Source organism: Mucilaginibacter ginsenosidivorax, assembly GCF_007971525.1.
GTDB lineage: Bacteria > Bacteroidota > Bacteroidia > Sphingobacteriales > Sphingobacteriaceae > Mucilaginibacter > Mucilaginibacter ginsenosidivorax.
Window position 1 is genome coordinate 3467285 of the sequence record NZ_CP042437.1, and the last position, 26152, is coordinate 3493436.

At 40.6% G+C, this 26152-nt stretch carries 23 protein-coding genes; 12 read left to right on the forward strand and 11 right to left on the reverse strand.

What is annotated here, in order from left to right:
* Window positions 1-12: 12 nt before the first annotated feature.
* The 5 genes from nagA to rplM all read right to left on the reverse strand — a co-directional run bounded on the left by nagA (window position 13) and on the right by rplM (window position 4139).
* Window positions 13-1131, reverse strand: a complete 1119-nt coding sequence (gene nagA, locus FSB76_RS14495; protein WP_147054485.1) for an N-acetylglucosamine-6-phosphate deacetylase — start codon at window positions 1129-1131, stop codon at window positions 13-15.
* Between the two features lie 203 nt (window positions 1132-1334).
* On the reverse strand, window positions 1335-2186 hold the full coding sequence (tsf, locus tag FSB76_RS14500) for a translation elongation factor Ts (protein ID WP_090638843.1): 852 nt from the start codon (window positions 2184-2186) through the stop codon (window positions 1335-1337).
* Window positions 2187-2406: 220 nt separating this feature from the next.
* Window positions 2407-3270 carry a 30S ribosomal protein S2 gene (gene rpsB / locus FSB76_RS14505; protein ID WP_147054487.1) on the reverse strand — a complete coding sequence of 288 codons (864 nt, stop codon included), beginning with the start codon at window positions 3268-3270 and terminating at the stop codon, window positions 2407-2409.
* Window positions 3271-3288: 18 nt separating this feature from the next.
* Entirely contained in the window at window positions 3289-3675 is a 387-nt protein-coding gene (gene rpsI, locus FSB76_RS14510; protein ID WP_090638861.1) for a 30S ribosomal protein S9, read from the reverse strand.
* A 26-nt stretch (window positions 3676-3701) separates the two neighbouring features.
* Window positions 3702-4139, reverse strand: coding sequence for a 50S ribosomal protein L13 (rplM, locus tag FSB76_RS14515; protein ID WP_090638869.1), 438 nt, complete (start codon window positions 4137-4139; stop codon window positions 3702-3704).
* A gap of 1282 nt (window positions 4140-5421) precedes the next feature.
* Between rplM and drt3a the strand changes: the two genes are divergently transcribed.
* The gene (drt3a, locus tag FSB76_RS14520; RefSeq protein ID WP_147054489.1) at window positions 5422-6909 is read left to right on the forward strand and encodes an antiviral reverse transcriptase Drt3a; all 1488 of its coding nucleotides are present in this window, start codon (window positions 5422-5424) and stop codon (window positions 6907-6909) included.
* Between the two features lies 1 nt (window position 6910).
* A complete protein-coding gene (drt3b, locus tag FSB76_RS14525; RefSeq protein WP_147054491.1) occupies window positions 6911-9139 on the forward strand; it encodes an antiviral reverse transcriptase Drt3b in 2229 nt (742 codons plus the stop codon).
* 408 nt (window positions 9140-9547) lie between these two features.
* Here the strand turns inward: drt3b and FSB76_RS14530 are convergent, their stop codons facing one another.
* From FSB76_RS14530 to FSB76_RS14545, 4 genes are all read right to left on the reverse strand, one after another.
* Complete coding sequence (locus FSB76_RS14530; RefSeq protein WP_225976515.1) at window positions 9548-10342, reverse strand: DUF1295 domain-containing protein; 795 nt, start codon at window positions 10340-10342, stop codon at window positions 9548-9550.
* Complete coding sequence (locus tag FSB76_RS14535) at window positions 10335-10670, reverse strand: DUF1475 family protein (protein ID WP_147054493.1); 336 nt, start codon at window positions 10668-10670, stop codon at window positions 10335-10337. Before FSB76_RS14535 ends, FSB76_RS14530 begins: the two co-directional genes overlap by 8 nt.
* 9 nt (window positions 10671-10679) lie before the next feature.
* Window positions 10680-11228 carry a peroxiredoxin gene (locus FSB76_RS14540; RefSeq protein WP_147054495.1) on the reverse strand — a complete coding sequence of 183 codons (549 nt, stop codon included), beginning with the start codon at window positions 11226-11228 and terminating at the stop codon, window positions 10680-10682.
* 105 nt (window positions 11229-11333) lie between these two features.
* Entirely contained in the window at window positions 11334-12218 is an 885-nt protein-coding gene (locus FSB76_RS14545; RefSeq protein ID WP_147054497.1) for a sugar phosphate isomerase/epimerase family protein, read from the reverse strand.
* 190 nt (window positions 12219-12408) lie between these two features.
* On the opposite strand from FSB76_RS14545, the gene FSB76_RS14550 reads away from it, so the two are divergent.
* From FSB76_RS14550 to cysM, 5 genes are all read left to right on the forward strand, one after another.
* Complete coding sequence (locus FSB76_RS14550) at window positions 12409-13053, forward strand: hypothetical protein (RefSeq protein WP_147054499.1); 645 nt, start codon at window positions 12409-12411, stop codon at window positions 13051-13053.
* Window positions 13054-13213: 160 nt separating this feature from the next.
* Window positions 13214-13861, forward strand: a complete 648-nt coding sequence (locus tag FSB76_RS14555) for a hypothetical protein (RefSeq protein ID WP_147054501.1) — start codon at window positions 13214-13216, stop codon at window positions 13859-13861.
* A gap of 558 nt (window positions 13862-14419) precedes the next feature.
* Complete coding sequence (gene epsC, locus FSB76_RS14560) at window positions 14420-15250, forward strand: serine O-acetyltransferase EpsC (RefSeq protein WP_147054504.1); 831 nt, start codon at window positions 14420-14422, stop codon at window positions 15248-15250.
* A 122-nt stretch (window positions 15251-15372) separates the two neighbouring features.
* Entirely contained in the window at window positions 15373-16515 is a 1143-nt protein-coding gene (locus tag FSB76_RS14565; RefSeq protein WP_147054506.1) for a serine hydrolase domain-containing protein, read from the forward strand.
* 113 nt (window positions 16516-16628) lie between these two features.
* On the forward strand, window positions 16629-17501 hold the full coding sequence (gene cysM, locus FSB76_RS14570) for a cysteine synthase CysM (protein ID WP_147054508.1): 873 nt from the start codon (window positions 16629-16631) through the stop codon (window positions 17499-17501).
* 260 nt (window positions 17502-17761) lie between these two features.
* Here the strand turns inward: cysM and FSB76_RS14575 are convergent, their stop codons facing one another.
* The gene (locus FSB76_RS14575) at window positions 17762-18259 is read right to left on the reverse strand and encodes a hypothetical protein (protein ID WP_147054510.1); all 498 of its coding nucleotides are present in this window, start codon (window positions 18257-18259) and stop codon (window positions 17762-17764) included.
* A gap of 23 nt (window positions 18260-18282) precedes the next feature.
* Window positions 18283-19467: a THUMP domain-containing class I SAM-dependent RNA methyltransferase gene (locus FSB76_RS14580; RefSeq protein WP_147054512.1), complete on the reverse strand. Its 1185-nt coding sequence runs from the start codon at window positions 19465-19467 to the stop codon at window positions 18283-18285.
* An 83-nt stretch (window positions 19468-19550) separates the two neighbouring features.
* On the opposite strand from FSB76_RS14580, the gene FSB76_RS14585 reads away from it, so the two are divergent.
* The 5 genes from FSB76_RS14585 (at window position 19551) to FSB76_RS14605 (ending at window position 26035) form a co-directional block, all read left to right on the forward strand.
* A complete protein-coding gene (locus FSB76_RS14585; protein ID WP_147054514.1) occupies window positions 19551-19916 on the forward strand; it encodes a DUF3127 domain-containing protein in 366 nt (121 codons plus the stop codon).
* 188 nt (window positions 19917-20104) lie between these two features.
* Window positions 20105-21925 (forward strand): sensor histidine kinase, encoded by a 1821-nt coding sequence (locus FSB76_RS14590; RefSeq protein ID WP_147054516.1) that lies wholly within the window; start codon window positions 20105-20107, stop codon window positions 21923-21925.
* A gap of 153 nt (window positions 21926-22078) precedes the next feature.
* On the forward strand, window positions 22079-22771 hold the full coding sequence (locus FSB76_RS14595; RefSeq protein ID WP_147054518.1) for a response regulator transcription factor: 693 nt from the start codon (window positions 22079-22081) through the stop codon (window positions 22769-22771).
* 295 nt (window positions 22772-23066) lie between these two features.
* Window positions 23067-23708 carry a tetratricopeptide repeat protein gene (locus tag FSB76_RS14600; RefSeq protein WP_147054520.1) on the forward strand — a complete coding sequence of 214 codons (642 nt, stop codon included), beginning with the start codon at window positions 23067-23069 and terminating at the stop codon, window positions 23706-23708.
* A 185-nt stretch (window positions 23709-23893) separates the two neighbouring features.
* A complete protein-coding gene (locus FSB76_RS14605; protein ID WP_147054522.1) occupies window positions 23894-26035 on the forward strand; it encodes a carboxy terminal-processing peptidase in 2142 nt (713 codons plus the stop codon).
* The last annotated feature ends 117 nt before the right edge of the window (window positions 26036-26152 follow it).

Below are 26152 nucleotides of genomic sequence, written 5' to 3' on the forward strand. Positions count from 1 at the left end.
AGTGTTAAAATTTTATGTTGTCTTTGTTAATAAATGACCGTTAAGGTAGGTTGCTTCCACCTCAAAATCAGCGTTAAAAACAACCATATCGGCAATAAAGTTTTTCTCAATTTTACCTTTTTTACCTTGTTTTGCCAGTTCGGCCGGGTACAATGAAGCCATGTTTACCGCTTCGGCTAACTCAATACCCACTTGCTTTACACAGTTTTCTACCGCTTTTAACATGGTAAGCGACGAACCGGAGAGGGTTCCATCGGGCATTACATATTTATTGCCTACCAGTTGGTGCTGGTATGCGCCCTCGGTAGTTGAGGTTACGGCATCGGTAATTAAAAAAAGTTTATTGCCCAGCTCGCGTTTGGCCAGGCGTATCATCGCCCAATCTACATGGTTACCATCGGCTACAATGCTGGTATATGGCCGTTCTTCAAAAATAGCGGGGATGTAGCCGGGTTCGCGGTGGTGCATTTGCGGCATGGCGTTAAACAGGTGGGTTACCGCAGGGATGGGTTTATTTAAAAATGCTTTCCCCTCGGCATAAGTAGCGTTGCTATGGCCCGATGATATAATAACTCCCTGGTTGTGCAGGTAATCAATCACTTCCTGGTCTTGCAGTTCGGGCGCTATGGTAATCATTTTTATTTCGCCTTCGGCGCGTTCTACCCAGCCTTTTACTTCGGCAAGGGGGGCTTTTTTAATATACTTTTCCGGGTGCGCGCCTTTTTTGGCCGGGTTTAAATATGGCCCTTCCAGATGCAGGCCCCAGAAAGCGCCAATAGCCTTTTTACGAAACTCCTTAGCCGCTTCAATTCCTTTTTCTACAATCTCGTTGGTATTGGTGCCAATGGTGGCAAAAACGCCCGTAGTGCCCTGGTTTAGCAGGTCATTCTCCAATCGTTCCAAAGCAGCTACCGTTGGCGTACCCGCAAAAAGCAAGCCGCCGCTGCCATAAATCTGTAAATCGATAAAGCCAGGGGCAAGGTATGAGCCGTTGAGGTCGCGCTTGTCGGCATCAGCGGGGATGGCTGTATCATCAATAACGTCAATAATAGTGTCGCCTGAAATTAAAACGGCTTTGCCTTGGGTAATTTGCCCATTGGAGATTAGTTGATGGTTGTGAAGTGCAATCATAAAGCCCCCTCTAAATCTCCCCCGGTAGGGGAGACTTTTTGTTTATTGTTTATAATTAATTTATCTCTTCGCAAAAATCCCTCCCTACCGGAGAGAATTATGGAGGGACCTCCCTTTCATAACAAAGCCCTCCCTACCGGGGAGGGTTGGGTGGGGCTATACAAAAAAAATCCCCCTCGCTAAAAACGAGGGGGATAATATAATTAAGCTCCTAAAGCTACCCGCTTAAATGCGGTTACTGTGAGGCCTTTTTCAACGGTGGCCAGGAACTGGGCAACGTTTTTTGATGAATCTTTCACAAACTCCTGGTTTAACAGGGTTGAGTCTTTATAGAATTTGTTCAGTTTACCTAAGCTGATTTTTTCAACCATTTCTTCTGGTTTACCTTCAGCGCGGATCACGTCTTTAGCAATTTCCAATTCACGCTCAATAACAGAAGCATCAACACCATCTTTATCAACAGCGATAGGGTTCATAGCTGCAATTTGCATAGCAACATCTTTACCTGCTTCGTCAGCACCTTCAGGGTTTGAGTTTAAAGCTACCAATACACCTAAACGGAAGTTACCGTGTACATAAGCGATAACTTTTTCGCCTGTGATGATCTCTAATTTAGAAACACCAATTTTTTCGCCGATTTTACCGGTTTTGTCAATAACAGCTTCACCAATAGTAGTAGTGGTGTTTTCTGTATCGATAGAAAGCGCGTAAAGTTCTTCGATGCTTTTTGGCTGGTTTTCAACTGCTTTGTTAGCAATTTCGTTAGCGAAAGCGATGAACTCAGCGTTTTTAGCCACGAAATCAGTTTCGCAGTTAAGCTCGATGATCACACCGGTTTTGCCATCGGCGCTTGTGCGCGATATAACAACACCTTCGTTTGATTCCCTGTCCTGACGGCTTGCTGCCACTTTAGCTCCTTTTTTTCTTAAAAAATCGATAGCTGCTTCAAAATCGCCGTTAGTTTCGGTTAATGCTTTTTTGCAATCCATCATACCGGCACCAGTTTGCTGGCGCAGTTTATTTACGTCGGCTGCAGATATTTGTACTGTAGACATCTTTTTTTGTTTTAAGTGGTATGTTATTAGTTGTAGGCTGCCGGCAAATTTAAATTGTCCCTGTAACCTGCAACTGTATTTAGTATTAAAAAATACAGGTTGTAAAGTATCGGTATATCTACCTTAATTCTACAACCTATATGAAAAAGTCGTAAGTATTAAGCCCAAAGCCTCAGAGTAATTCCAGACTTAGTACTTAGTACTTACGACTAAAATATAATTACTCTTCTGTTTCGGCAGGTGCTTCAGTGTCAGCGTCGGCTACAACGTCTGCAACTTCGGCAGTTTTCCTGGTTCTTTTACCGCCTTCGTTTTCGCTGCGGTCTTTTACTTCAGGAGCATCAGCTTTTGCTTTAGCGGCTACGGCTTCTTTTTCTGCTTCGTCTTCTTTATCGCGTTTGCGTTCTTCCAAACCTTCTTCAATCGCTTTGATGATAATGCTGGTAATCAATGAAATTGATTTGGTAGCGTCGTCATTCGCAGGGATAGGGAAATCGATGTTTGAAGGATCGGAGTTGGTATCAACCATAGCAAATGTAGGGATGTTCAACTTCAAAGCTTCAGATACAGCGATGTGTTCTTTCTTAACGTCGATCAAAAATAATGCTGCAGGTAAACGGTTCAAATCAGCAATACCACCTAAAAGGGTTTCTAATTTGATACGCTCACGTTGTATCATCAGTCTTTCTTTTTTAGAAAGGTTGCTGTAAGTACCATCTTTAGTCAATTTATCGATGTTTGACATCTTTTTGATCGACTTACGTACGGTAGCAAAGTTGGTTAACATACCACCCAACCAACGCTCGGTGATGTAGGGCATGTTTACACTTTTTGCATAATCAGCAACGATATCTTTCGCTTGTTTCTTTGTAGCTACGAATAATACCTTACGGCCTGATTTTACTATTTGTTTGATAGCTGCAGCAGCTTCTTCAACCTTAGTTAAGGTTTTATTTAAATCGATAATGTGGATACCGTTACGCTCCATGAAAATGTACTGTGACATTTTCGGATCCCATTTGCGGGTAAGGTGACCAAAGTGTACACCTGCATCCAGTAAATCCTGATATGTTGTTCTTGCCATTTTGTTGTCCTCCTGTGATTAACGTTTACTGAATTGGAATCTCTTACGTGCTTTCTTACGACCTGGTTTTTTACGCTCAACCATACGGTCATCGCGGGTCATAATACCTTTAGCGCGTAATGCTGGTTTCTTTTCAGGATCCAGTTCAACAATGGCTTTAGCGATAGCTAAACGAACGGCTTCTGCCTGTCCTTTTACACCACCACCTGCAACATTTACTTTAACATCAAATTTTCCGGTGCTACCAGAAACCTCAGTGCTCTGAGTTACGATGTACTGTAATGGCAATGTTGGGAAGTACTCTTTGTAATCTTTACCGTTAACGATGATCGCACCATTTCCTTCTGAAAGGTAGATGCGGGCAACGGCTGTTTTTCTTCTGCCTGAAGTGTTAGTTGTTGGCATTTTTTTTCTCCTTTGAAATTAAAAAGTTAAATGGTTGTTGGGTTTTGTGCTGCATGTGGATGCTCGCCACCTGCATATACATACAGGTTACCAAATAATGCTTTACCCAAACGACTTTTAGGTAACATACCACGAACGGCTTTTTCAATTACGCGTTCAGGATGTTTTGCCATTAACTCCTTAGGAGAAATGAAACGCTGACCACCTGGATAACCAGTGTAAGAAACATACTGCTTTGCGCTGAATTTGTTTCCGGTCAACTTTACCTTGTCTGCATTGATAACTATTACATTATCACCGCAGTCTACGTTCGGGGTGAAATCTGGCTTGGTTTTACCACGAATGATCATTGCGATCTTAGTGGACAAGCGCCCCAAAATCTCGCCTTGTGCGTCAACAACAACCCATTGTTTGTTAACGGTTTTTTTGTTGGCTGAGACAGTTTTGTAACTTAACGTATTCACTTGCTTTAAATTAAATTGTTTAAACGTTTATTATACCCCGCATTTTCGGGACTGCAAAGATACAGCTTATTATGTTATTAACAAATAGTTTTGCACTAATTTTTAAGCCGTTATTCATCCTGCTGTTCAGGCAATTAAAACGGAGGGCTTTTGTTGATAAGTTAGCTCGGGGTTGCAAATGTTTGTAGGTGTTGGTCGCGATAGGACGCTAAGACGCAAAAGAGACCAAATCGCGTTGCGGCTTAGCGTCTTTGCACGCAGTCATCATGTGAAACCTAAAAAAATCGTTATGACGTGCAACGGATATAGTTAAACAAATGTTATAAACAACCGGCGAGTAACTACCAGAATAATCCTGGAAAAAACAGTAATGACATTGCTGCAAATGGGGCTGTTGTAGAGACGCATAATTGCGTCTCCCGCAGGATATTCAGGATTTGCAAGGCTGATTTGCAAGATCAATTTGCATGTGTGATTTGCACGCGGGAGACGCAATTATGCGTCTCTACGTTGAAAATTAAAAAAAAGTATTATTGATAATCAATAACTTACATTCATGTCATTATAAGGCACGAAGCAATCCTTTCGATGCCCTAAGCCTTTTTTTCGCTGCCGCAAGTGCCCTCACTTGTGGCCCGCATGCTAAGTATGCGCTGTGCGTTTAGGCAATCAACTATGTTTCTCGTCAACCTCAATTCTTTCGCTTTGCAAATTGAGAATCCGTTTAAAATGCAAAATCCCGGGTGAAACAAACATCCGGGATTTGCATATTTATACTTGGCATAGTGTTTACCTATCAGCGGGCGCACAAGCCAGGAGGCTGCGACGCGAGCAAGTCACTTAACGCCTTTGCTCGAAATTTTCATCTTTTATTAAGCCGTCACTATATAAGCCTACTTCCCGCACTTTGTTGGAGTTGTCTCCAACAAACTCGTGGTCCGTTATTATCTCGCGATAGCCAAAGCCATCTGAATTCTGCCGTTATCGTTACCAATCGGCAAGTCATTATTTAAAAGGAATTGGCTTACGGCTTACGTTTTAACGGCTGTGCCGCCGGGAACGAAGTTGTTGGAGACAACACGAACAAGGTGTAGTAGTTTTTTTACCCGATTTAACAGGATTACGTTTTAGATATTAAATTTATAAAGTGCTTATTGGGGATTAGTAGTAATTATAAGGTGTCAGCAACTTATGATTAGTCTTTATTACTCTTAATTTGTATTATAAAATTTATAAAAATATTTTTATAAATTAGCCATACTCTGAACCACCTTATATATCAATGTTAGATCAATCCTTTTCCCCAGATAATTTTAAGACGATAATACAAATACTTAACAGAAAGGGTATATATATCGAGGGAGAAGGCAAATTTACAAGAGATGTTTTCCTTCCATCGAGAAGAGAAGCCAATAAATTACTATCCATAAATCAAACTATAAAGAGTGAAAGAGAAAGACTTATCATTAACGCAAAACGAAATAGTACAAAATTTGACTACGGAAGCTATAAATTTTTCAAAGACGCATTCAGTGACCTTAAAACAAAGATAAGGAAGGTAAAGGACGAAAAACTCGAGGAAGTTCTAAACGAACTATCCGAACTTGTTAACAAAGAATCTTATAAAGTAGGTTTTAATAGAGGACATATAAAATGGGGTAAGCAACTTTATGTTGATAACGGCACCGCCGAGGATTTTCTTGTATTGAAACAGATACAATACAATTTAAAAAAATCATTTAAAGTTAAACCCTCAAGCAGATCTTTAATATTACCACAGCTTATTACCTTGCTTGAGGATAAGTTTTCTAAAACAGTGATCAGAACAGATATTAGTAGTTTTTACGAAAATATAGATCACGGCTTACTGATTAGTAAAATAGGTAATAATAACGTTCTGAGTTCACCCTCTAAACGAATTATTAAACAGGTTTTAAACGCCTATTGGCAGACGTTAATTGCAGACGGGTTGAAATTGTCGACTGACATAAGAGTTGGGATACCAAGGGGTTTTGGGATTAGCGCCTATCTGGCTGAAGTTTTTATGCGCGAGTTTGATAGTCGTATTCGAGCTCTTCCTAATGTAACCTATTATGCGCGCTATGTTGACGATATTATTATAATTATTACGCCAAATAGCAGGCACGAGACAATTTCTCCAAACAGTTACATAGACAGAGTAGAGAAAATTTTGGATGAAGAGGTCAAGCTGAGTTTAAACTTAGAAAAAACAAAAGTACTTGACTTGCGGCCTGTTGCCAGTAAACTGACATCCATCAGTACGTTACAAATGACATTTCTAGGTTATATATTTATTTTTAAGTATCGGCATGTTGATAACGATATAAGCAACCCTATTAGTTTGCAGAACGTTGTCGTTAGAATGTCAAGAGAACGTAAAAAAAGATATGCGAAGAGAATAATAAATGCTTTTAAAATTTATGACCGAGGAAGAACAGTCTTCTTAAAAAAGTCTAATCGATTATTAATAAGGAGAATTAAATATCTAACAAGTAATACGAAACTAATCGGCAATAAATCAAAGGCATTCGTTGGCGTTTACTTCTCTAATATTTTTTTAACAGAAGACTACGATGATTTAATATTCTTAGACAAATTATTGTCAATAGAAATTAATAAACTCCCAGCATCTACAAGTTACCTGAAAGCAAGGCTGACTAAATTCAAATTCAAAAAAGGGTTTAAAACGAAGATATTTTATAATTACAACTTAAAGACCTTGGATTTGATTTTAAATAACTGGGATTGATATGGGCAAAAAAAAAATAATTGATATTAACTACTCAAAGGAAAGGGTAGTTTTGTCTGATGTACTTCCATTTGAAACTCCTCTCATATTTTCAAATCGCCATTTTTACAATTTCCTGAAGCAACATAGTTTCATGTTAGATAACCCTCAGGAGATTTCTAATAAAATTCATCAAATAGAAGCGAGTTTAAAGTTTGCAAAATCTTACAAAGACCAACTTGTAAAAGAGTTGCAAATTTTGAAAATTGTTAGTGACTTGATGTTTTCGAAATCTTACGATAAAGGGCTAATATCGAAACCGTTTACTTTTAAGATTAGGCATAAAGAAAGCGACTTCAGAGAGCTCAGTGTAATACACCCCAAAAATCAACTTGAAGTCGTAAAATTTTATGATCGTTATAAAGACTTGATCTTATATTACACTTCTTTGAGTCCATTTTCTTTAAGAAAACCACATAAGTTAGCTAAATATACTTTTTTCAATGACTTACTTCATAAGAAGCGAAATGATTTAGATGAGCCACAGGGGGGCGTTGAACAATACGATATTGAGTATGAAAATCTCAAATCTTTTTTTGCTGTAAAAAAGTATAACAGTATTCATAAATTTTATGAATCGTATCAATTCCACCGAGCTGAAAAGAAATACAATCATCTTTATAAGTTTGATATTTCAAAATGTTTTGATAGCATTTATAGTCATACAATAGCGTGGGCGCTTTTTAATAAAGAAATTTTAAAAAATAATATTAATGATTTAAGTTCAACCTTTGGTGGCGAATTTGACTTTTTGATGCAAAAAATGAATTACAATGAGACGAACGGTATCATTATTGGTTCTGAGTTTTCGAGGATTTTTGCAGAAATTATATTACAACAAGTCGATGTAAACGTTTATGATTGTTTAAAAAATAAAAAAAATGAACTTGATTGTCTAGTTTATAAAGTTGATTACGAAATATTCAGATATGTAGATGACTATTTTGTTTTTTACAACCAGGAACAGACGATAAATGAAATTTTAAAAGAGTTCAAAATCCAACTAAAAGAATATAAGTTAGCGTTTAACGACGCAAAAAGCATTCAATATCATAAACCCATTATAACAGAGATTAGTATTGCTAAGCAGAAAATAAGTGATTTATTTAGAGACTATTTAAAACTAAAAGAAAAAGATGGGAAACTTCTTATCGATGGAGAAGAGGAGAATGATGCAGAAGGAGATTTCGATGAAAACACCAGGGAAAAATCTATATTTTTCAATGCTAATCATATAATTACAAGGTTTAAAATCATCATAAGTCAAACGGGCGTTGAATATAAGGACATCATGAATTTCTCATTAGCGATTCTTGACAAAAAAACGTCTTCGCTAATAAAAAAACATAAATCTATTGGACAGGTTAAAAATAAAGAAAAGGTTTTTCTTAAAGCGTTTTTGCAGATATTGGATATAGCTTTCTTTCTTTATTCTGTGTCACCAAGAGTTAACTCTACAATTAAAGTCTGCATGATAGTTGAAAAGCTATCGAAGTTTTTGATTAGAGGAGCAAGCAATAAAAGTGACGAACCATTTAACGATTCAAACAAACACTTGCTTTTAAAAAAATGCAATGATGACATAATACTTGTGTTACAAAAAAATAAGTCATCTCAATTCGTTCAAATCGAAACCTTATACCTACTGATTTGCCTTAGTCAATTAGGTAGAGAATATAGATTGAGTTTAAGATCACTTCGTGAATACTTTGGCATTTTCGAAAACAACAATGGAGAAATAAAATTCAAACATGAACTGAATTATTTTTCAATTATGGTATTACTGTTTTATATCAAAAACATCAGTATTTATCAAGAACTAAAACAACCCATTAAAGATCATATCTGTGAAAGGTTTAAGAACGTTAATAGAGAGGATCGAAGGTCAAATACAGAATTAACACTGCTACTATTTGATGTGCTAACATGTCCTTATTTGGACGATGAATATAGGAAAACAGATGCTTATGGTAAATTTAAAGCGGCAACTAAGTTAGAGGATAAGAGAAAATACAAAAAAGAATTTTCAAAGACCCGTTATAAATACAAACGAAAACTTTTAACTTTAAACGATGTAGCAGCCAATCACATTGAGCTTATTGAGAGCCGGAAGTATTGGTTTATAAAATGGACGGATTTTAATTTTGGAATGGAACTCGAAGCTAAGAAAAGCCAAGAAGTTTACGGTTAAGATATACTGCAATCGCCTTGTCAGCAATGACGCCACACACATGCAGGATTCATGATTTCTCTAATGGTGAGTATCATGAAGTTAAAATGAAACAGCTCAGGGCGGGGCTGTTTTTTTATATTATTATCCAAATGCCTTTTTTGCTTTCCTTTAACTCATGGTTCCACCCTTGTCGGTGTTCCCGCCCGCACTTTGTTGGAGTTGTCTCCAACAAACTCGTGAACCGTTACTATCTCGCAATAGCCATCTGTATTCTGCTGTTATCGTTACCAATCGGCAAGTCATTATTTAAAAGGAATTGGCTTACGGCTTACGTTTTAATGGCTGTGCCGCCGGGAACGAAGTTGTTGGAGACAACTCCAACAACGGCTCGGCATTTGGCGTGCTTTTATGTGCGGGTCAATAACCCTACTTCTTTTTAAACCAGGGCACAAACACGCTTGTACTTGCCTGGTATTCTTTAAAGGCCTCGCCTTTGGAGCGCAGGGATTGTTCTTCGGTGGCGGGGATACCGGTAACTTTTAACAACAGGTACAAAATGATGGCCGGGCTAATAATGGCCAAAATGCCCCAGGGTGATCCTAAAGCAAATACAAAATAGGAAACCCACATGAGCCACTCAAAAAAATAATTGGGGTGGCGCGAGTAGTTCCAAAGGCCTATTTGGCAAATGTGGCCTTTATTAGCCGGATCGCTTTTAAAGGTGGCTAACTGCCTGTCGGCAATGGTTTCGCCGGTTACACTGATAAACCAAAGGATAAAACCGGCATACTCCAGCGGAGAAAGAACGGTGGTTGTATTAAGGCAAGAGATAAAAAAGGGAATGGCCAAAAGTACATTTGATATGGCCTGGAACTGGAAGAAAAAGAAAAACTTCTTTTCGGCGTTGGGTGCCCACTCTTTACGCAATTGCTGGTAACGGCCTTCTTCCTCGTCCAAATGCCTGGTAATTCGGGTAGCCAGGTGGGTACCTAAGCGCACGCCGGCTATTATTACCATGGCACATATTAACACCTTGCGGTCGTGATAACCGGGGGCTAAAAAAAACAGGATAATGGCAATAACCGGGAAGTTGTACGACCAAAAGATATCAACCACGCCGGCATTTTTAATTTTATGCGCCCAAAGCCACACCAGCACCATAATGCCGCAACAGGCCAAAAGGCAATAAATTACCAAACACAAAAGCGAACTGTTATCCATTTTTCTTCCCGAATAATTCTTTTAAGCCCTCGCCCGGTTTAAGCCGGAAAAGCTGGATGAGCACAAAAGCACAGCTGGCAATACTGCCCAGCGCAAATAATAAAATGAGCCAGGTAATTTTAACAAGCAGGTACTTCTCTTTATAGCATACCCAAACAAATATAACCAAAACATTGGCGTAAAAATCCCATAGCGTAGCCCGCATCCAGGGGATGGACCCCAGGTAATCCCAATTGGTAAACAGGTTGCTGTTCAGGCTGGTGGTTATTACTACATAACACATCCACACCAAAACAATACTAAACAGAATTTTTAAGGCATTGATCATGGCCCGTGTTTATTTGGCTTTTGCGGCTTTGATAAATGCAAGCGCATCGTCTGAGTGTTCTTTGCCCTGCATCATGGCTTCGTGGGTATAAACTATTTTGCCCTTCAAATCAACAATAAAAGTTTCGCGGCCGGTCATAAAAAACTTTTTGTGGATGCCAAACTGGTTATAAACCTTGTTGTCGGGGTCGCTTAGTAAAGTAAACGGCAGTTTGTAGTGGTCGGCAAAACCTTTGTGGCTGGCAACCGTGCCGCCGTTTATGCCAATAACCATAGCGCCGGCTTTGGTAAACTGGTCAAAACTATCCCTAAAGGCGCAGGCTTCTTTGGTGCAAACCATGCTTTCATCTTTTGGATAAAAATAAATTACCAAAACTTTTTTGCCCACGTAGTCGGCAGTTTTAAATTCCTTACCATTTTGGTCAAGCAGCGAAAATGTCGGCATCGCGTCGCCGGTTAATAATTCTTTACCGGTTTGGGCCTGTGCCGCGCAGGTAAACAAAAAGGATGCCCCTAATATAAAAAGCAGATATTTTAGCATGGTGGTGTTTATTTCCATAACCTACGAAATTTTTGAGCACAAGCGATTTAATTATCGTAAAATAAAAAGGCCATCACTTTGTTTTATGGTGACGGCCTGTATTTTATGCTTGTAACAAAGATTTTATACCAAATTCTTTTTAATATAGCTGATGCTCTTGGCAATACTATCAAACGGATCGCCGGGGCATATATCCTGTTCAACAAAGAAATATTTTACGCCTGCCTTTTTTGATTGGGCCAGGATCTTTTTAAAGTCGATAATGCCGTTACCTACTTCGGTAAATTTCTTTTCGGGGGTGCTGTCCATGTCTTTCATATGTAACAGCGGGAAACGGCCCGGGTATTTGTTAAAAAAGGCAATCGGGTCTTGTCCGGCTTTGGTCATCCAGTACAAATCCATTTCCATTTTTACATTGTCGGCATCAGTTGTTGTTAACAGTATTTCGTACGGGTATTGTCCGTTATCCTGTATAAATTCAAAATCGTGGTTATGGTAACATAATTGAATGCCCGAGTTTTTGCATGTTTGGCCGGCAACATCAAGCAAACCTGCTACTTTTTTATAATGCTCGGCGTCGCCCCGTTCTGATTGTGATAAGTAGGCGCAAACCATGTACTTGGCGCCAACGGCGGCGGCATCATCAACGGCTCTTTTCCAGTCGTTAAGGATAGTGCCTATCTGCGATGCACCGTTAACCTGCTCCTCGCCAAGGCGATAATGCGCACTTGGCATTGTAAGGCCTTCCTTTGCCAGTAAACTGGCAAAACCTTTGGCATTCATGCCGTAAAACAACTCGGTGCCTGTGTATGTTGCCCCTTCAACCGTGTTGTATCCTAACTTAGCTACTTTAGCTAATGCCGCGGCCGGGTCTTTCGCCATGGCATCGCGAATGGTATATAATTGCAGGCCTATCTGTTTTTTGTCGTAAGCAAATAAGTTTGGTGCTGCTAAAAGTCCGGCAGTAAGCATAGCCGAAGTTTTAATAAATGAACGTCTGGTAGTCATAATTATATTTTATAATTAGTGAAGATTGGTGGTGTTTATGATTGGTGATGTAAATATACTGTATAAACAATACTAAAAGCAATGACTTGATTTTATTTGAATAGTTTAATTAAACCGTGCGATTAAAAAGCAGTCATATTGTTACAAACGGGCTTACACCTTTTGCTTTTACACCTATCACAATTCAAATATGAAACTCCCTGCAGGTTTGGTTTTAGTATTTTTGTTTTGCGTTACGGCGGTAGTGCGTGCCCAAACGGATAGCGATATTGTTCGTATTCGTGTTATGAAACCTGTGCGGGAATTATTTGACAACACTGCAGATAAAGGTTCGTTTGGATTAACGCTCGGCATCGGGCAGGTTTTTCACCGGGGGCGGGTTTGGTTTGATGTAGGCGCCTTCGCCGATTTAACGAACTACAACTTCGATATCGATAATGACAAACGTTTTAGAGGCTCAATTTTATGCCTGGGACCTGGCTTCTGCACCCGGTATTGTTTTAACCCTCAAAATAGTTTTCGATTTTCTGCCGGGTTATTACTCAAAGCGGGTTATAACTGGGGTACCGGCGATGTTTATATATATGACGGTCAGCACAATAATTACGGCGACAGATTGGAAGACAAATCAACTAAAAGCAATATCAGCGTTGCTGTTTCGCCGTTTATTTCCTTATCCACCAATGGTAACCCGGGCCCTATTGCTATAGAATTGGGATACGATAGCGCTAATTATGCCAGGCAGATAAACAATCTGCGGTCAGCTTATTATTCCCCATTAAACTATCATTCTGGGTATTTATTTGTTGGTATAGCCTTAACATTCGGAAATTAGTAGCTGATCTGCCAATATCGAAGATATCATTTCTAACCTATTGGTTTTATTTGTAGGTGGGCTTAAACTAAACTGATAATAAATAGTCTGTTATACGGGGCACGGGCCTTGTCATCCTGATTTGCTGGGACTTCTGCTTTACACCTATCACAATTCAAATATGAAACTTCCTGCAGGCTTGGTTTTAGTATTTTTGTTTTGCTGCGCTTTAAAAACGCAGGCACAGTCAAGTGGCCCTCTGATCAGGATTGGCACTATGCAGCCCACAGCCAATCTGCTCGATAGCAATTTAAGCAGGGGCTCGTTCCGGGTTAATATCGGCTACGGGAAAGTTTTTGCAGGCGGCCATTCCGGGTTTGATATTACCGGTTTCGCCGATGTAATGAATTATAATTTTTATTTTGATGACGATTACAAACGCTTTGAGGGCACAACCCTGTATACCGGTATCGCCATAACGCCCCACTATTGTATCAATCCTGAAAGTGATGTACAGGTAGCTGTTGCCCTCTCCATAAAAGGAGGCTATAATGTTGGATATGGCGATGTATACCGCTACAGCGAACCCCGGGATGATTATACCGAAAAACTGGAAGGCAAATCAACAAACGCGGGCTATACTTTTGCTTATTCGCCCATGATAACCTTTTCCATTCCAATCGAACATGCCAGCGTGGGGCTGGAACTGGGTTATGATAGTTCAAATTACGGCGCGGGCATCAACCGTTTACGGTCAAAGTATTATGCTCCTATAAAATATAATTCGGGTTACTTATTTATCGGCGTGTTTTTCAGGCTGCACCATTAGCCATTCAATTCCATGACGGATAGTGTGATTAGCCATTTGCTATTTTTTACCCACCTGGTTAAATTCACCGCTCAACTACGAGCGCGTAGAAGTGGCGCTCCCGGGATTTTTAAATCCTAAGATGTCCGGTTTTCCAGCCTGCTTTTTCTGATTTTTTTAGCAAGATTCCGTCATTTTATTTTTGTATTAATAAATACGCATTTTGTATCAATAAATAGCATATTTATTGTGCAAAAGGTTGAATTAATTGCTCGTTTTTACGCATTTATGCATGAAAAAAAGCCCATTTTGAGATATAAAAGCAAGCTGGTAAATTTGTATTGTTTAAAACAAATAATAACGTTTTTCCGTCGTTTACAAACATTTTACAATGCGGAAATTACTCTGATCGGGGCTTATCCGTTTTTACTACCCACGTTATCAATACAAGTAGTGTTTTTGAATACAAAAATTATTAAGCCCATCAATTAAGTAGCCATTTTTACATATAAACAACATTCTTTTCCCTAAACTTGCAGTACAGAACGATTGTTGCTCCTCAACCGCGTATTATAAAACATGAGTGAAGAATTTTACGGGCAAATTTTTACCAAGCAGCAAAAGCTTGAGTATGTGCCGTCTAACAAGGAAATTACCCGGTGGGCGCTGCGCGTTATTCATTTGCTATATCCGGAGCAAACAGCAAAAGTATTTTCGACTGTTGATGAACTAAAGTCGGAATTTGCGCTGCTGGAGGCCGAGCTTTACAAAATTATGGAGGCCACCAGCGCTTGTGCCGATTGCGATAACAAAAAACGAGCTGCCGGTTTTTTTGAATCCCTGCCGCATCTTTACCAGGTTTTAAATACCGATATACAGGCTATATTCAACGGCGATCCGGCTGCCCGAAGCGAGTTTGAGGTTATCCGCACCTATCCGGGCTTCTTCGCAATTTCGCTTTACCGGCTGGCGCACAGCTTATATACCCGCGATGTTCCTTTGATCCCCAGGATCCTGACCGAATATGCGCACTCAAAAACAGGTATCGACATTCACCCGGCAGCCGTAATAGGCGATTATTTTTACATTGACCATGGCACCGGTATTGTTATTGGTGAAAGCTGTACCATTGGCGCACATGTTAAATTATACCAGGGCGTTACCCTGGGCGCATTAAGTGTTGATAAAAGCATGGCATTTACCAAACGCCATCCAACGGTACAAGATAATGTGGTTATATACTCCGGCGCCACCATATTGGGCGGCGAAACCGTGATAGGCAGCAACAGCATTGTTGGAGGAAATGTGTGGCTAACCAAAAGTCTGCCGCCCAATTCAAGGGTGTACCACACGCCAAGCATCCGTATTTTGAAAAAACTAACCCGGCGCATTTTTGGCGAGCAAAAATAATTGACCGGCAATTATTACCCTTTTACCGAAATTTTAACCTTGCCTGCCAGTTTACATAGGTAAGCAAATTCGTTTTTTCTTGATTTTGCAGTTATATCATTCAAAATATACTATCTGCAAAAATGAAATCACTTAGCCTGTGCGCAATTGTATGCCTGTGTTTTATCGGCTTAAATGCGAGCGCCCAAAATAAAAAACCTTTGCTGAGCGATAATCAGCTCAAAACCAGGCTCGATTCGGCAGTTGATAAAGGAGCGAGAATTTATATGGATACGCCCAATACCGTTGGTATTGCCATTGGTATTTACAGGGACGGCAAGGCTTACACCTACAATTACGGGGAGGTAAAAAACGGAACAGGCAAACTGCCCAGTGCCGACAATTTTTATAATCTTGGCTCGGTAGCCAAAACTTTTGTAACCACCATGCTGGCCCAGGCGGTTGTCGAAAAAAAGGTGAGCCTTAACGACGATATCAGGAAATACCTTCCAGGCAGCTATCCCAACCTTCAGTATAATGGCCAACCTATCAGGTTCGTTAATTTGGCCAACCACACATCGGGCTTGCCGGGGCAGGCGCACCAGTTTCCTAAAACGATAAAAGACAGTTTAAGGAAACTGACCTTACCAGAGCAGCTTCATTTTTACGACGCATATAAGGCCGACAGCCTGCTGAAAGACCTGCATAATTTAAACCCCGATACCATCCCGGGCACAAAATTCAGGTACAATGGTAATGGGATGATGGTTTTGATTCTCTTGCTGGAGCGTATTTATCATCAGCCTTATGAACAATTGGTAACGCATTATTTAAAAACGCATTTAAATATGGCCGATACCAAAACACAAATTGATATACATTCCGATAGGTTGGCCCAGGGCTATAGCAGCAACAATCAGCCCCAGCCATTTTTAAACTTAACCGATTATTACAACGGCCCAAGCATGAATTCGACTATAAACGATATGCTTAAATATCTCAAAGCCAATTTAGCGGAAGATGACCCTGCAATAAAACTAAGCCACCACCTCACCTGGAAAAACCCCGATAATACCGGCGTGGGTTTAGGCTGGATGATGGATGTTGATTACAAAGGCGCACCTATTATTTATCATGATGGGCATACAGGTATCGGCTTTAATACTATGTGTCTTTTTTATCCGGGTAAAAACCTGGGGTATATTGTTATCGTGAACGACAATATAGATCAACAACGCCTTACCGATCTGCAAACAAACATTCAAAGGGTACTTGATAAGCAGTAAAGTGGTTTTAAAGTCAATTCAACTGCTTTTGGTCCCTATTTAAATATTACTGCTAATTTTGTTTACGATAACCAGGAGCAACCCTGTTTTACATCTATCTAAAACAAACAACAATGGCTACACTCATTGATTTAATAGGCAACACGCCTATGGTTGAAATAAAAAAGCTGAACCCTAATCCAAACGTAAAAATATTTGCCAAGCTGGAAGGCAACAACCCTGGTGGCAGCGTTAAAGACCGCGCATCGCTCAACATGATCCGCAGCGCTATTGAGCGTGGCGATATTAAACCCGGCACCAAATTAATTGAGGCCACCAGCGGCAATACAGGCATAGCGCTGGCCATGATTGCGCGGTTGTTTGATTTGGAAATTGAACTGGTAATGCCATCAAACTCCACCCGCGAACGCACACTTACCATGGAAGCTTTCGGGGCCAAAGTAACCTTGTTGGAAGGCATTGAACTTTGCCGCGATTACGCCGAAGAAAAAGCCGCCACAGGCGAATTTTACCTGGTAAACCAGTTTGCCAACCCCGACAATTTTGGCGCTCATATTAAAAGCACCGGCCCCGAAATTTGGCGCGATACGGAAAGCAAGATAACCCATTTTGTGAGCGCCATGGGCACTACCGGCACTATTATGGGCTGCTCTATGTACCTTAAACAGCAAAACCACGATATCCAGATAGTAGGCTGCCAACCTACAGAGGGTTCGTCTATCCCTGGCATCCGCAGATGGCCCGCGGCTTATCTGCCTAAAATATTTGATGCATCAAGGGTAGATAGGGTGATGGATATTTCTGAAGAAGAAGCTACCCAAAGGGCTCGTGAACTGGCCAAAGTGGAGGGCGTATTTGCCGGCATGAGCAGTGGTGGCGCCTTATCTGCAGCTATAAAATTAGCATCTGAACTAACCGAAGGCGTAATTGTATTTATTTGCTGCGACCGTGGCGACAGGTATCTGAGCAGCGAATTGTTTGGATAATTTGGAGGTATGCCCATGGGGCTTAAACATTTTTGTTACCGCCCAACCTACCCTGTACCCACATCTTTTTAGCTAAAGAAAATGTCATTTCGAACGAGCCAGCAGTGGAATTGAGCGGGCGGGGTGAGGAGAAATCTTCTACACCCTGCATCCCAACGGCTTTTCAAATGCAGAGCGTACAAGATTTCTCCTCGTACCTCGTTCGAAATGACAACCGTGTTGTTCGTTGATCGAAAATATTTATCGTTTACTAAAATCTCTTATTGTCCTAATCCGTAACTGATAACCACCGTTGGTAATAAAGTGGCGTTATCAAGCGGAATTTGATTGTCTGTAATTATTGGCTTACGTTGAGCATAAAAATCAAACATATGTTTCTCTAAACTCTTGCCTGGCACAGCCGGCGGAATGAAGCCGATAGAGAAGGGCAATACAAAATCATGAACCTTTTCATGATCGGGGATAATCCATTTATGGTTTGACTTTTTTAAGGCTTCAATAATAGGCACTGTTAAAACATAGTCGTCAGCATAATAAATCACTATTCTTGTTATTGTGCCTTTTGTATCGGCAGTAAACTTAAAAACGGCAGTTCCCACGGCTCTTTTTTTAATTATTTCGGGCGATACCACAACGCTGTCTTTAAAAAAGGAGTTCATCACCGGCGCACCTCCCTGGAAAGGGAACGCAAGCTGTGTTTGCGCCATAACGTAAGTTGATGATAATACTGCTACGGCTAATAATAATATCTTTTTCATTAATGTGTTCTTATATTAACTGGTTACCTGGGCTGCGGGCGTTCACTCGGGTCGCGCTTGCTGCCGTCATATAACTCATACTCAAATAAACGGCAATCCAACTTGCCATTATAAAACTCAATTCTGCGCGATGGGCGTAGGCCTATTTTTTTTGCAAGGTCGGGATTTCCTGTAAAAACGTATCCCCTGTAACCAAGGCATTTCTTTTTCAAAAAGTCGCCCATTCTTTTATAGGTGACTTCCAGCTTGCTGTGCACACCTAAGCGCTCGCCGTATTCCGGGTTAAACATTACTACTCCGGGTACTTCTGGTACTTCGGTATCTTCAAAATCACAAACAGCAAAATCAATTAAATGTTCTACTCCCGCGGTTTTAGCATTTTTTTGAGCAATATCTATAGCATCTTCAGATATGTCGGTAGCGATAATTTTAAAGCCTGTTTCTTTCCTGGCCTTGTCCTTCAGCTTACGGCGCTCTACAAAAAACACGTTTTCATCGTACCCCATAATATGCATAAAACCATAGTTCATCCTGAATAAACCGGGATGCTTATCGGTAGCCAGCAGAGCAGCCTCAATGGCCAAAGTGCCAGATCCACACATCGGGTTAATAAATGTGCTCTTCCTGTCCCAGTTGGTAGCCATAATAGTTGATGTGGCCAAAGCTTCAAGCATAGGGGCCTTGCCGGGTATTTTGCGATAGCTGTGTTTGGCCAACGTTTCGCCCGATGTATCCATAAATATATCGGCCTCATCGTCCTGCCAGTATAAATGCACCAGGGTTTTATTGGCTTCGGCGCCTGAGTTGGGGCGAATGCCTTTAACTTCCTTAATCCTGTCAACAATAGCATCTTTCACCTTTACGTTGGCAAACAAAGGCGTAAGTATATGCTCGTTATTAACGTTTGATGTAACCGAGAAATACCCGCTGAAATCGATCAGTTTTTCCCACTCAATGGTCACTAACTCGTCGTATAGTTCTTTTGGGTCGGCGGCTTTAAAACTTTTTATTAAATAAAGCACCTGGCTTGCGCAGCGCAGGTTTAAGTTAAGCGCTATGGTATCTGTAACTGTGCCCTTAAGCTCCACCCCGGTTTGAAAAACGCGGACCGGTGTGTAGCCCAATGCTTCTACCTCCTGTTGAAGATAGCCTGACAATCTTTTATTGCAGGTAATTATTATTTTACTTTCGTTGTGGAAAACTTGCATGATATTTTGCGAAATTAAGCATTAAAAACGCCCTATTTTAATTTCTTATCTATTAACTTTACATTTTAAATTATTTGAAGATTATGGAAGTTAAAGGTAAAGTACATGAAGTGTCGCCAACACAACAGGTAACCGACTCACTAAAGAAGCGCGAATTGATATTAGAATATATTGAAAACCCTCAATATCCTGAGTATTTGAAGTTCGAAGCTATACAAGATCGCTGTGCTTTGATTGACAATGTAAAGATAGGCGATGACGTTGAGGTTTTCTTTAACCTGCGTGGCCGTCCATGGACTGATAAAACAGGCAAAAAAAGCTATTTCAACTCGTTGCAGTTATGGAAAATTAACGTTCTTGCAGGTGCAGGCGCAGCATCTACACCAGAGTATGCAGCACCGGCCGCAGACATCAGCTCATCAAGCGATGACGATGATTTGCCATTTTAATTGATTTGCCATTTGCATAAAATATAAAAAGAGGCCTCAATTTGAGGCCTTTTTTTATTGCCTTTCCCCACCTGTTCAACTACCGGCAATAGGTTATATTTCAAAGCGTTATTATTAATTTACAATTGTTAAATTTTGTTAAATAGCCCCTTTGTTGGCTTATTTAAAATATTTTTGTTTGTTAACAAATGAAGAGACGTAGTATTGGTTTAATTATAGGTTTAATGGGGCTTGCACTTTTGGGTGTAATGGCCATGCAATTATATTTTTTAAGGCAATCGTACCAGATGCAATCCGAGCTTTTTGACCGCTCTGTTAACGAGGCCCTTAACAACGTGGTATCAAAAGTAACCAAACAGGATGCCAACAACTTTTTAAATTCAAAAGCCCAGGTTAAAGCAGCCGAAATAGATGATGCGGGAATAAAGGTTGTAAAAAGCGCTGAAAACAAACCCTTTACCCCCAAAGCGGGCAGGCGGCAAACCCTGAGACAAAAGAAAATAGCCCTGCTGCGCGATAGTCTTGAACGCATGATAAAGCATCAAAAACTTGATGATGAGCTAAGCGATTTATTACAGCAGGAGGGCACCGTGGATATTAAAGTGACCATGGCGCAGTTTACCGATGATGCCGGCATAGTGCATGCCAGCTACAAACAGCAGGTAATTGGCACACACATTACCCATACCGCAAAAATACCTCATAAACTGCGTAAATATGATACGCTGCGTTACGAATATCCCGATCCGCAGTTTGGCAAGCAATTAATTTTGATACCGCGCATTAACCCCCTTTGGCAGCGCGAACAAGTGCGCAAGCAAAAGGAAAGACAGGTTGCACAGATCAAAAGAATGCTGGAGACCGATTCGATCCAAAACGTAAGCGTAAACACAAACCCTGGCAAGACAAATGTTATAGCCAACCTGGCCGAAGAATACAGCAGATCGGGGCAACCGCTTACCAAGCGCTTAAACCTGCTTTGGATAGATACTCTTTTACGTTTTGAACTGCATGACAAAGGGATTTCTTTGCCCTTTAGCTACGAGGTTACTACGGCCAGCAGCGATTCGCTTATATTTTCAAGCGCCAACGACCTGGAGGGTAACAAGCCTGCGTTTATACCTGCCAATACCTACCAAACGGCTATTTTTAGTCGCGATGTAATCAACGATCCGGGAAAGATCAAGCTATCGTTTCCGCAAAAAAACTCACTCATATTAAGTAAAATGACTGCTACTATGGGTACAACCGGCGGTTTGCTTATCGTTTTGATATTTTGTTTTGGATATACCATTTTCTCTATCCTGAAACAGAAAAAAGTATCAGAGATGAAAATAGATTTCATCAATAATATGACCCACGAGTTTAAAACCCCGGTATCAACTATTATGATTGCCAGCGAGGCTTTAAAGGACAAGGAAATTACAAACGATCAAAATAGGGTATTGCGCCTGGCCAATATAATTTTTGAGGAAAATGAACGTTTAGGTAGCCATATAGAGCGCGTGTTAAATATTGCCCGCATCGAAAAAAATGATTTTAAGCTTGATAAAAAGCCGCTTGATGTAAACGATATGATAGCGGTTGTATTGGATAGTATGGCGCTTAAGCTGCATAAATGCAATGCTAAAACCACACTTGAACTGGAGGCCGAAAACGCGGTAATAATTGCCGACGAACTTCATTTTTCAAACGTGTTGTATAACCTTATCGATAACGCAATAAAGTATAGCCATGAAAACCCCGAAATAACCATCAGCACTTTCAATAAAAACGGACAGGTGGTAATTAAGGTGGCTGATAAAGGTATAGGCATGAGCCGCGACCAGCAAACAAAAATATTTGAACAGTTTTACCGTATTCCTACAGGTAACCTGCACGATGTTAAAGGTTTTGGACTGGGCTTAAGCTATGTAAACACCATTGTAAAAAGGCTGAACGGCAGTATCAGCGTAAAATCTGAAAGAGAAAAAGGATCGGAGTTTGAATTGAAATTCGCGGTGGCGTAGTTAGTCGGAAAGTCCGCAAGCCGGAAAGTCCGAAAGATTGTAAGTGGTTATCTGTACTAAATATATACTTTCGGACTTATCGGACTTTCCGACTTCCGAACTAAAAAAACTTTCCGACTTCCGGACTTCCGGTCTTTGGGACTATAAAAGCAAATGAAGAAAATACTACTGGTTGAGGATGATGCCAATTTAGGTTTACTGCTACAGGACTACCTGCAGTTGAAAGGGAAGTTTGATGTTATCTTGTGCAAAGATGGCGAAGAAGGGCTGCGTACCTTTACCAAGCATGTATTTGATTTGCTGATACTGGATGTAATGATGCCCAAAAAAGATGGCTTTACCCTGGGCAAAGATATCAGGAAAATAAACCCGAACGTACCCATCATATTTGCCACAGCCAAAGGCATGATTGAGGATAAAACCCAGGCCTTTAACCTTGGTGGCGATGACTATATTACTAAGCCATTTCGTATAGAAGAACTACTCTTGCGTATAAACGCCTTGCTGAAACGCAGCAGCGGTACCGAAAAAACTGATGAGGAAAAGCAAACCAGCTTTAAAATTGGCCGGTATACTTTTGACTATACCTCGCAAATCATCACTATAGGCGAAACCCTTCAAAAGTTATCTACCAAAGAGGCCGAACTTTTGCGCCTGCTGTGCATGCGTAAAAACGAAGTGCTTACCCGCGAAGAAGCCCTGCTAAATATCTGGCATGACGATAACTACTTTAACGGCCGCAGCATGGATGTGTTTTTAAGCAAAATTCGCAAGTATTTAAAAGATGACCCCAATGTCGAGATCATTAATGTACATGGCAGGGGCTATAAATTACTGATCAATTAGCGGGAAGCTGGCAAGCATCTTTTAGTTTGGCAGCAAAGTTTGCAAAAATGGCCGATCTTCAAGGGTGCCCTTTTTGATTAAATTTTTAAACCAAAAAGAAATTTTATTCTGTCTTATTATCAGGGTTTTAACAGGTATAGCCTTAACAGGGCATAACATTCCATCCCCGTGATCCGTTAAATCCACTTATCAAATAAGGGAGGCCGCTATTTACCCCTTTTAGGGTATTGATTAACTGGCTTTTATAATTATATTTGTTTACTGATTAATTTATTAAACTCAGACAAAAGGCTCAATGAGATATCTTTTACTAATTATCTTGTGCTCCGTAAGTATATCCGCATCGGCACAATGGTGGGTAAAACCGGCTAAAAGCATAGGTAACGTATTTAAAAAACACGAGCGTTTTCCGCTGATTGCTGATGTAAAAGACCACTCCATTGGTCGGCTACCGGCGGCGCAGTTAGCTAAACATAAAATCACCCGTGTTAACCTTGATCTTGCCTCCTATTCGCTTTACCTGCAGGAGATGGCGGTAATGAAAACCGCACAGCATAATATGAGGTTCAGGGTATACAATGCTGCAAGCTACAATTTTAGCGATCTGGCACAAATGTACCTGAAGCAAAACCGCTTATCCGAAGCTAAATGGTATTGGCTGCAAAGCCTCCTGATATCGCGCCAGCAAAACGACGACAAGCACACCATAACCAGCCTGATGGGGCTTGCAACCTGCAAAGCCGGCTACGGCGATTTTACCCAGGCCATGCAGGATTTGAACGAAGCCCGCGATATAGCCAATAGCCACGGCTTTACAGCTGATGTTGCCAGCATTAACAAACAAATGCGCTACCTGCAGGACAATAAAGACAACCCTAAAGCCGAGATCCGTTATGCGGAAACCGCCGAACAGGAGCCTAAAAAGGTAATTAAATAATTTTTTTATGTAACAATAGCGTAAAATGCCATTGCTTGTATACTACAAGCAAAACATTATCGTATAATTGTTATTGTTATTAAGAGACAGCATTTTGACTGTCTCTTTTTTTTACGTTAGCAATAATTTATTAGGCACAAGTATTGATGTTTTACACAACTCCCGATTTAACTACAGTAAAAAATATGTTTAAGAAAGTATATTTATTAGTATTACTGGCCGCTGCACTTGCATGTAAGGCATCGCCGTCAAAACCAATTAAGGTTGCAGCCTCAGATTTGCAGCCCGATGAGCAACAGGTTATCGTGTGCAAAAAAATTGCCGAACTGATTACCAACTACAACTATAAAAAGGTGGAGTTGAATGATTCTATATCAACAATTATATACAATCGCTACATCAAATCGTTAGACGAAAACCACAGTTATTTTTTAGCATCAGACATTAAAGATTTTGAAAAGTACAAAACGGTGCTGGATGATGATATTAAAGAAGGTAACCTTAATGATGCGTTTTATATTTTCAATGTGTTTCAAAAAAGGTACATCGAACATGTAAACTACTCGTTGGCGCGCCTAAACAAAAGCTTTGATTTTGATAAAAAAGAATCATTTGTTTATGACCGTGATAAACTGCCATGGCCTGCCAATCAAGCCGAAATGGATGATATGTGGGGACAGCGCGTTAAATACGACCTGCTGAACCTGAAAATAGCCAGCCCGGACATGGCTAAAAATAAAGAAACACTTAAAAAACGTTACGAAAACTTATTGTCGCAAGCCAATAAGCTATCCAACCAGGATGTTTTTCAATACTTTATGGATGCCTTTACTGAGGCTATTGATCCGCACACCAATTATTTTAACCCTTCAAATGCGGCTAATTTCAATATCGAAATGTCTCGTCAGTTAGAGGGTATAGGTGCTTCCCTTTTAGTTGAAAACGAATATGTTACTATCAAATCGATAGTGCCGGGTGGCCCTGCCGATAAAAGCAAGCAAATCTCTATTGACGATCGCATTGTTGGTGTTGCACAAGGCAAAGAAGGCGAGTTCCAGAACGTAGTTGGCTGGAGGGTTGAAAATGCTATCGCCCTTATTCGCGGTACAAAAGGCACTACAGTAAGGCTCGAGATTTTACCGGCAGGTGCTGGTGCGGGTAGCAAACCAAAAACGGTAGAAATGGTGCGCGAAAAAATTATTTTGAAAGATCAATCTGCCAAAAAAGAGATCCGCACCTATAACAGTAATGGCAAAGCAGTTAAAATAGGGGTAATATCTATCCCTGCATTTTATATAGATTATAATGATTACAAGGCGGGCAATCCCAACTATAAAAGTACCACCCATGATGTTAAGTTATTGCTGGATAGCCTAAAACAGGAAAATGTTGATGGCGTAGTAATTGACTTACGCGAAAATGGCGGGGGCTCATTAATGGAGGCTATCGAACTTACCGGCTTATTCATCAAATCGGGCCCGGTAGTGCAGGTTCGCGATACTAAAGACCAGGTAGATGTAGAAAAAGACGAAGACCCTTCGGTTACTTATTCAGGCCCGCTGGGCGTACTTGTTGATCGTTTTAGTGCTTCCGCATCCGAAATTTTCTCGGGTGCTATCCAGGATTATGGCCGCGGATTAATCCTGGGTACTCAAACGTATGGCAAAGGTTCGGTACAAAACGCTATCGACCTTGATAGGATACTGGGGTCGCCAATTCGAGATAAAATTAAAGATTTGGCTGGAAATGTTGCCGGGACAAAAAAGATGAAAGTATCAACCGGTAGCCAGAGTACTTACGGCCAGTTAAATTTAACTATAGCTAAGTTTTACCGTATCAGCGGCAATTCAACCCAGCATAAAGGTGTTATGCCCGATATCCAGTTCCCATCGTTAATTCCTTTGGATAAATATGGCGAGGATACAGAGCCATCGGCTATGCCTTTTGATGTGATTGAGAAAAGCGATTTTACCAAAGCCGGCGATTTTACCGCAGTATTGCCTCAGCTTAAAAAGATGCACGACCAACGCATGGCTACCAGCGATAGCTACAAATATATGCTGGAAGATATTGCCGATTTTAAAAAGCATGAAAATGAAGGCAGCGTAACCCTAAATGAAGCCGACCTGAAAAAACAGCGTGATGCCGATGAGCAAAAAGCAGTGGAGCGCAACAACCTGCGCCGCGTTGCCTTAGGCTTGCCCGCACTTAAAAAAGGTGATAAGAAACCTAAAAACGAGGACCTTGACTTTGTAAAACGCGAAGCCGGCCAGATCATGACTGATTACATCAGCTTAGGGTCGAAGTTTACGAGCGTAAAACCTTAAGCTATCTGTGCAGATGAATGAAAAGGAAAAAGGCCTTTCAGCAATGGAAGGCCTTTTTCTTTTATCTTTTTTGCAATTAAACTAAAAAGCCTGTCGGGATATTTGTTATCCGACAGG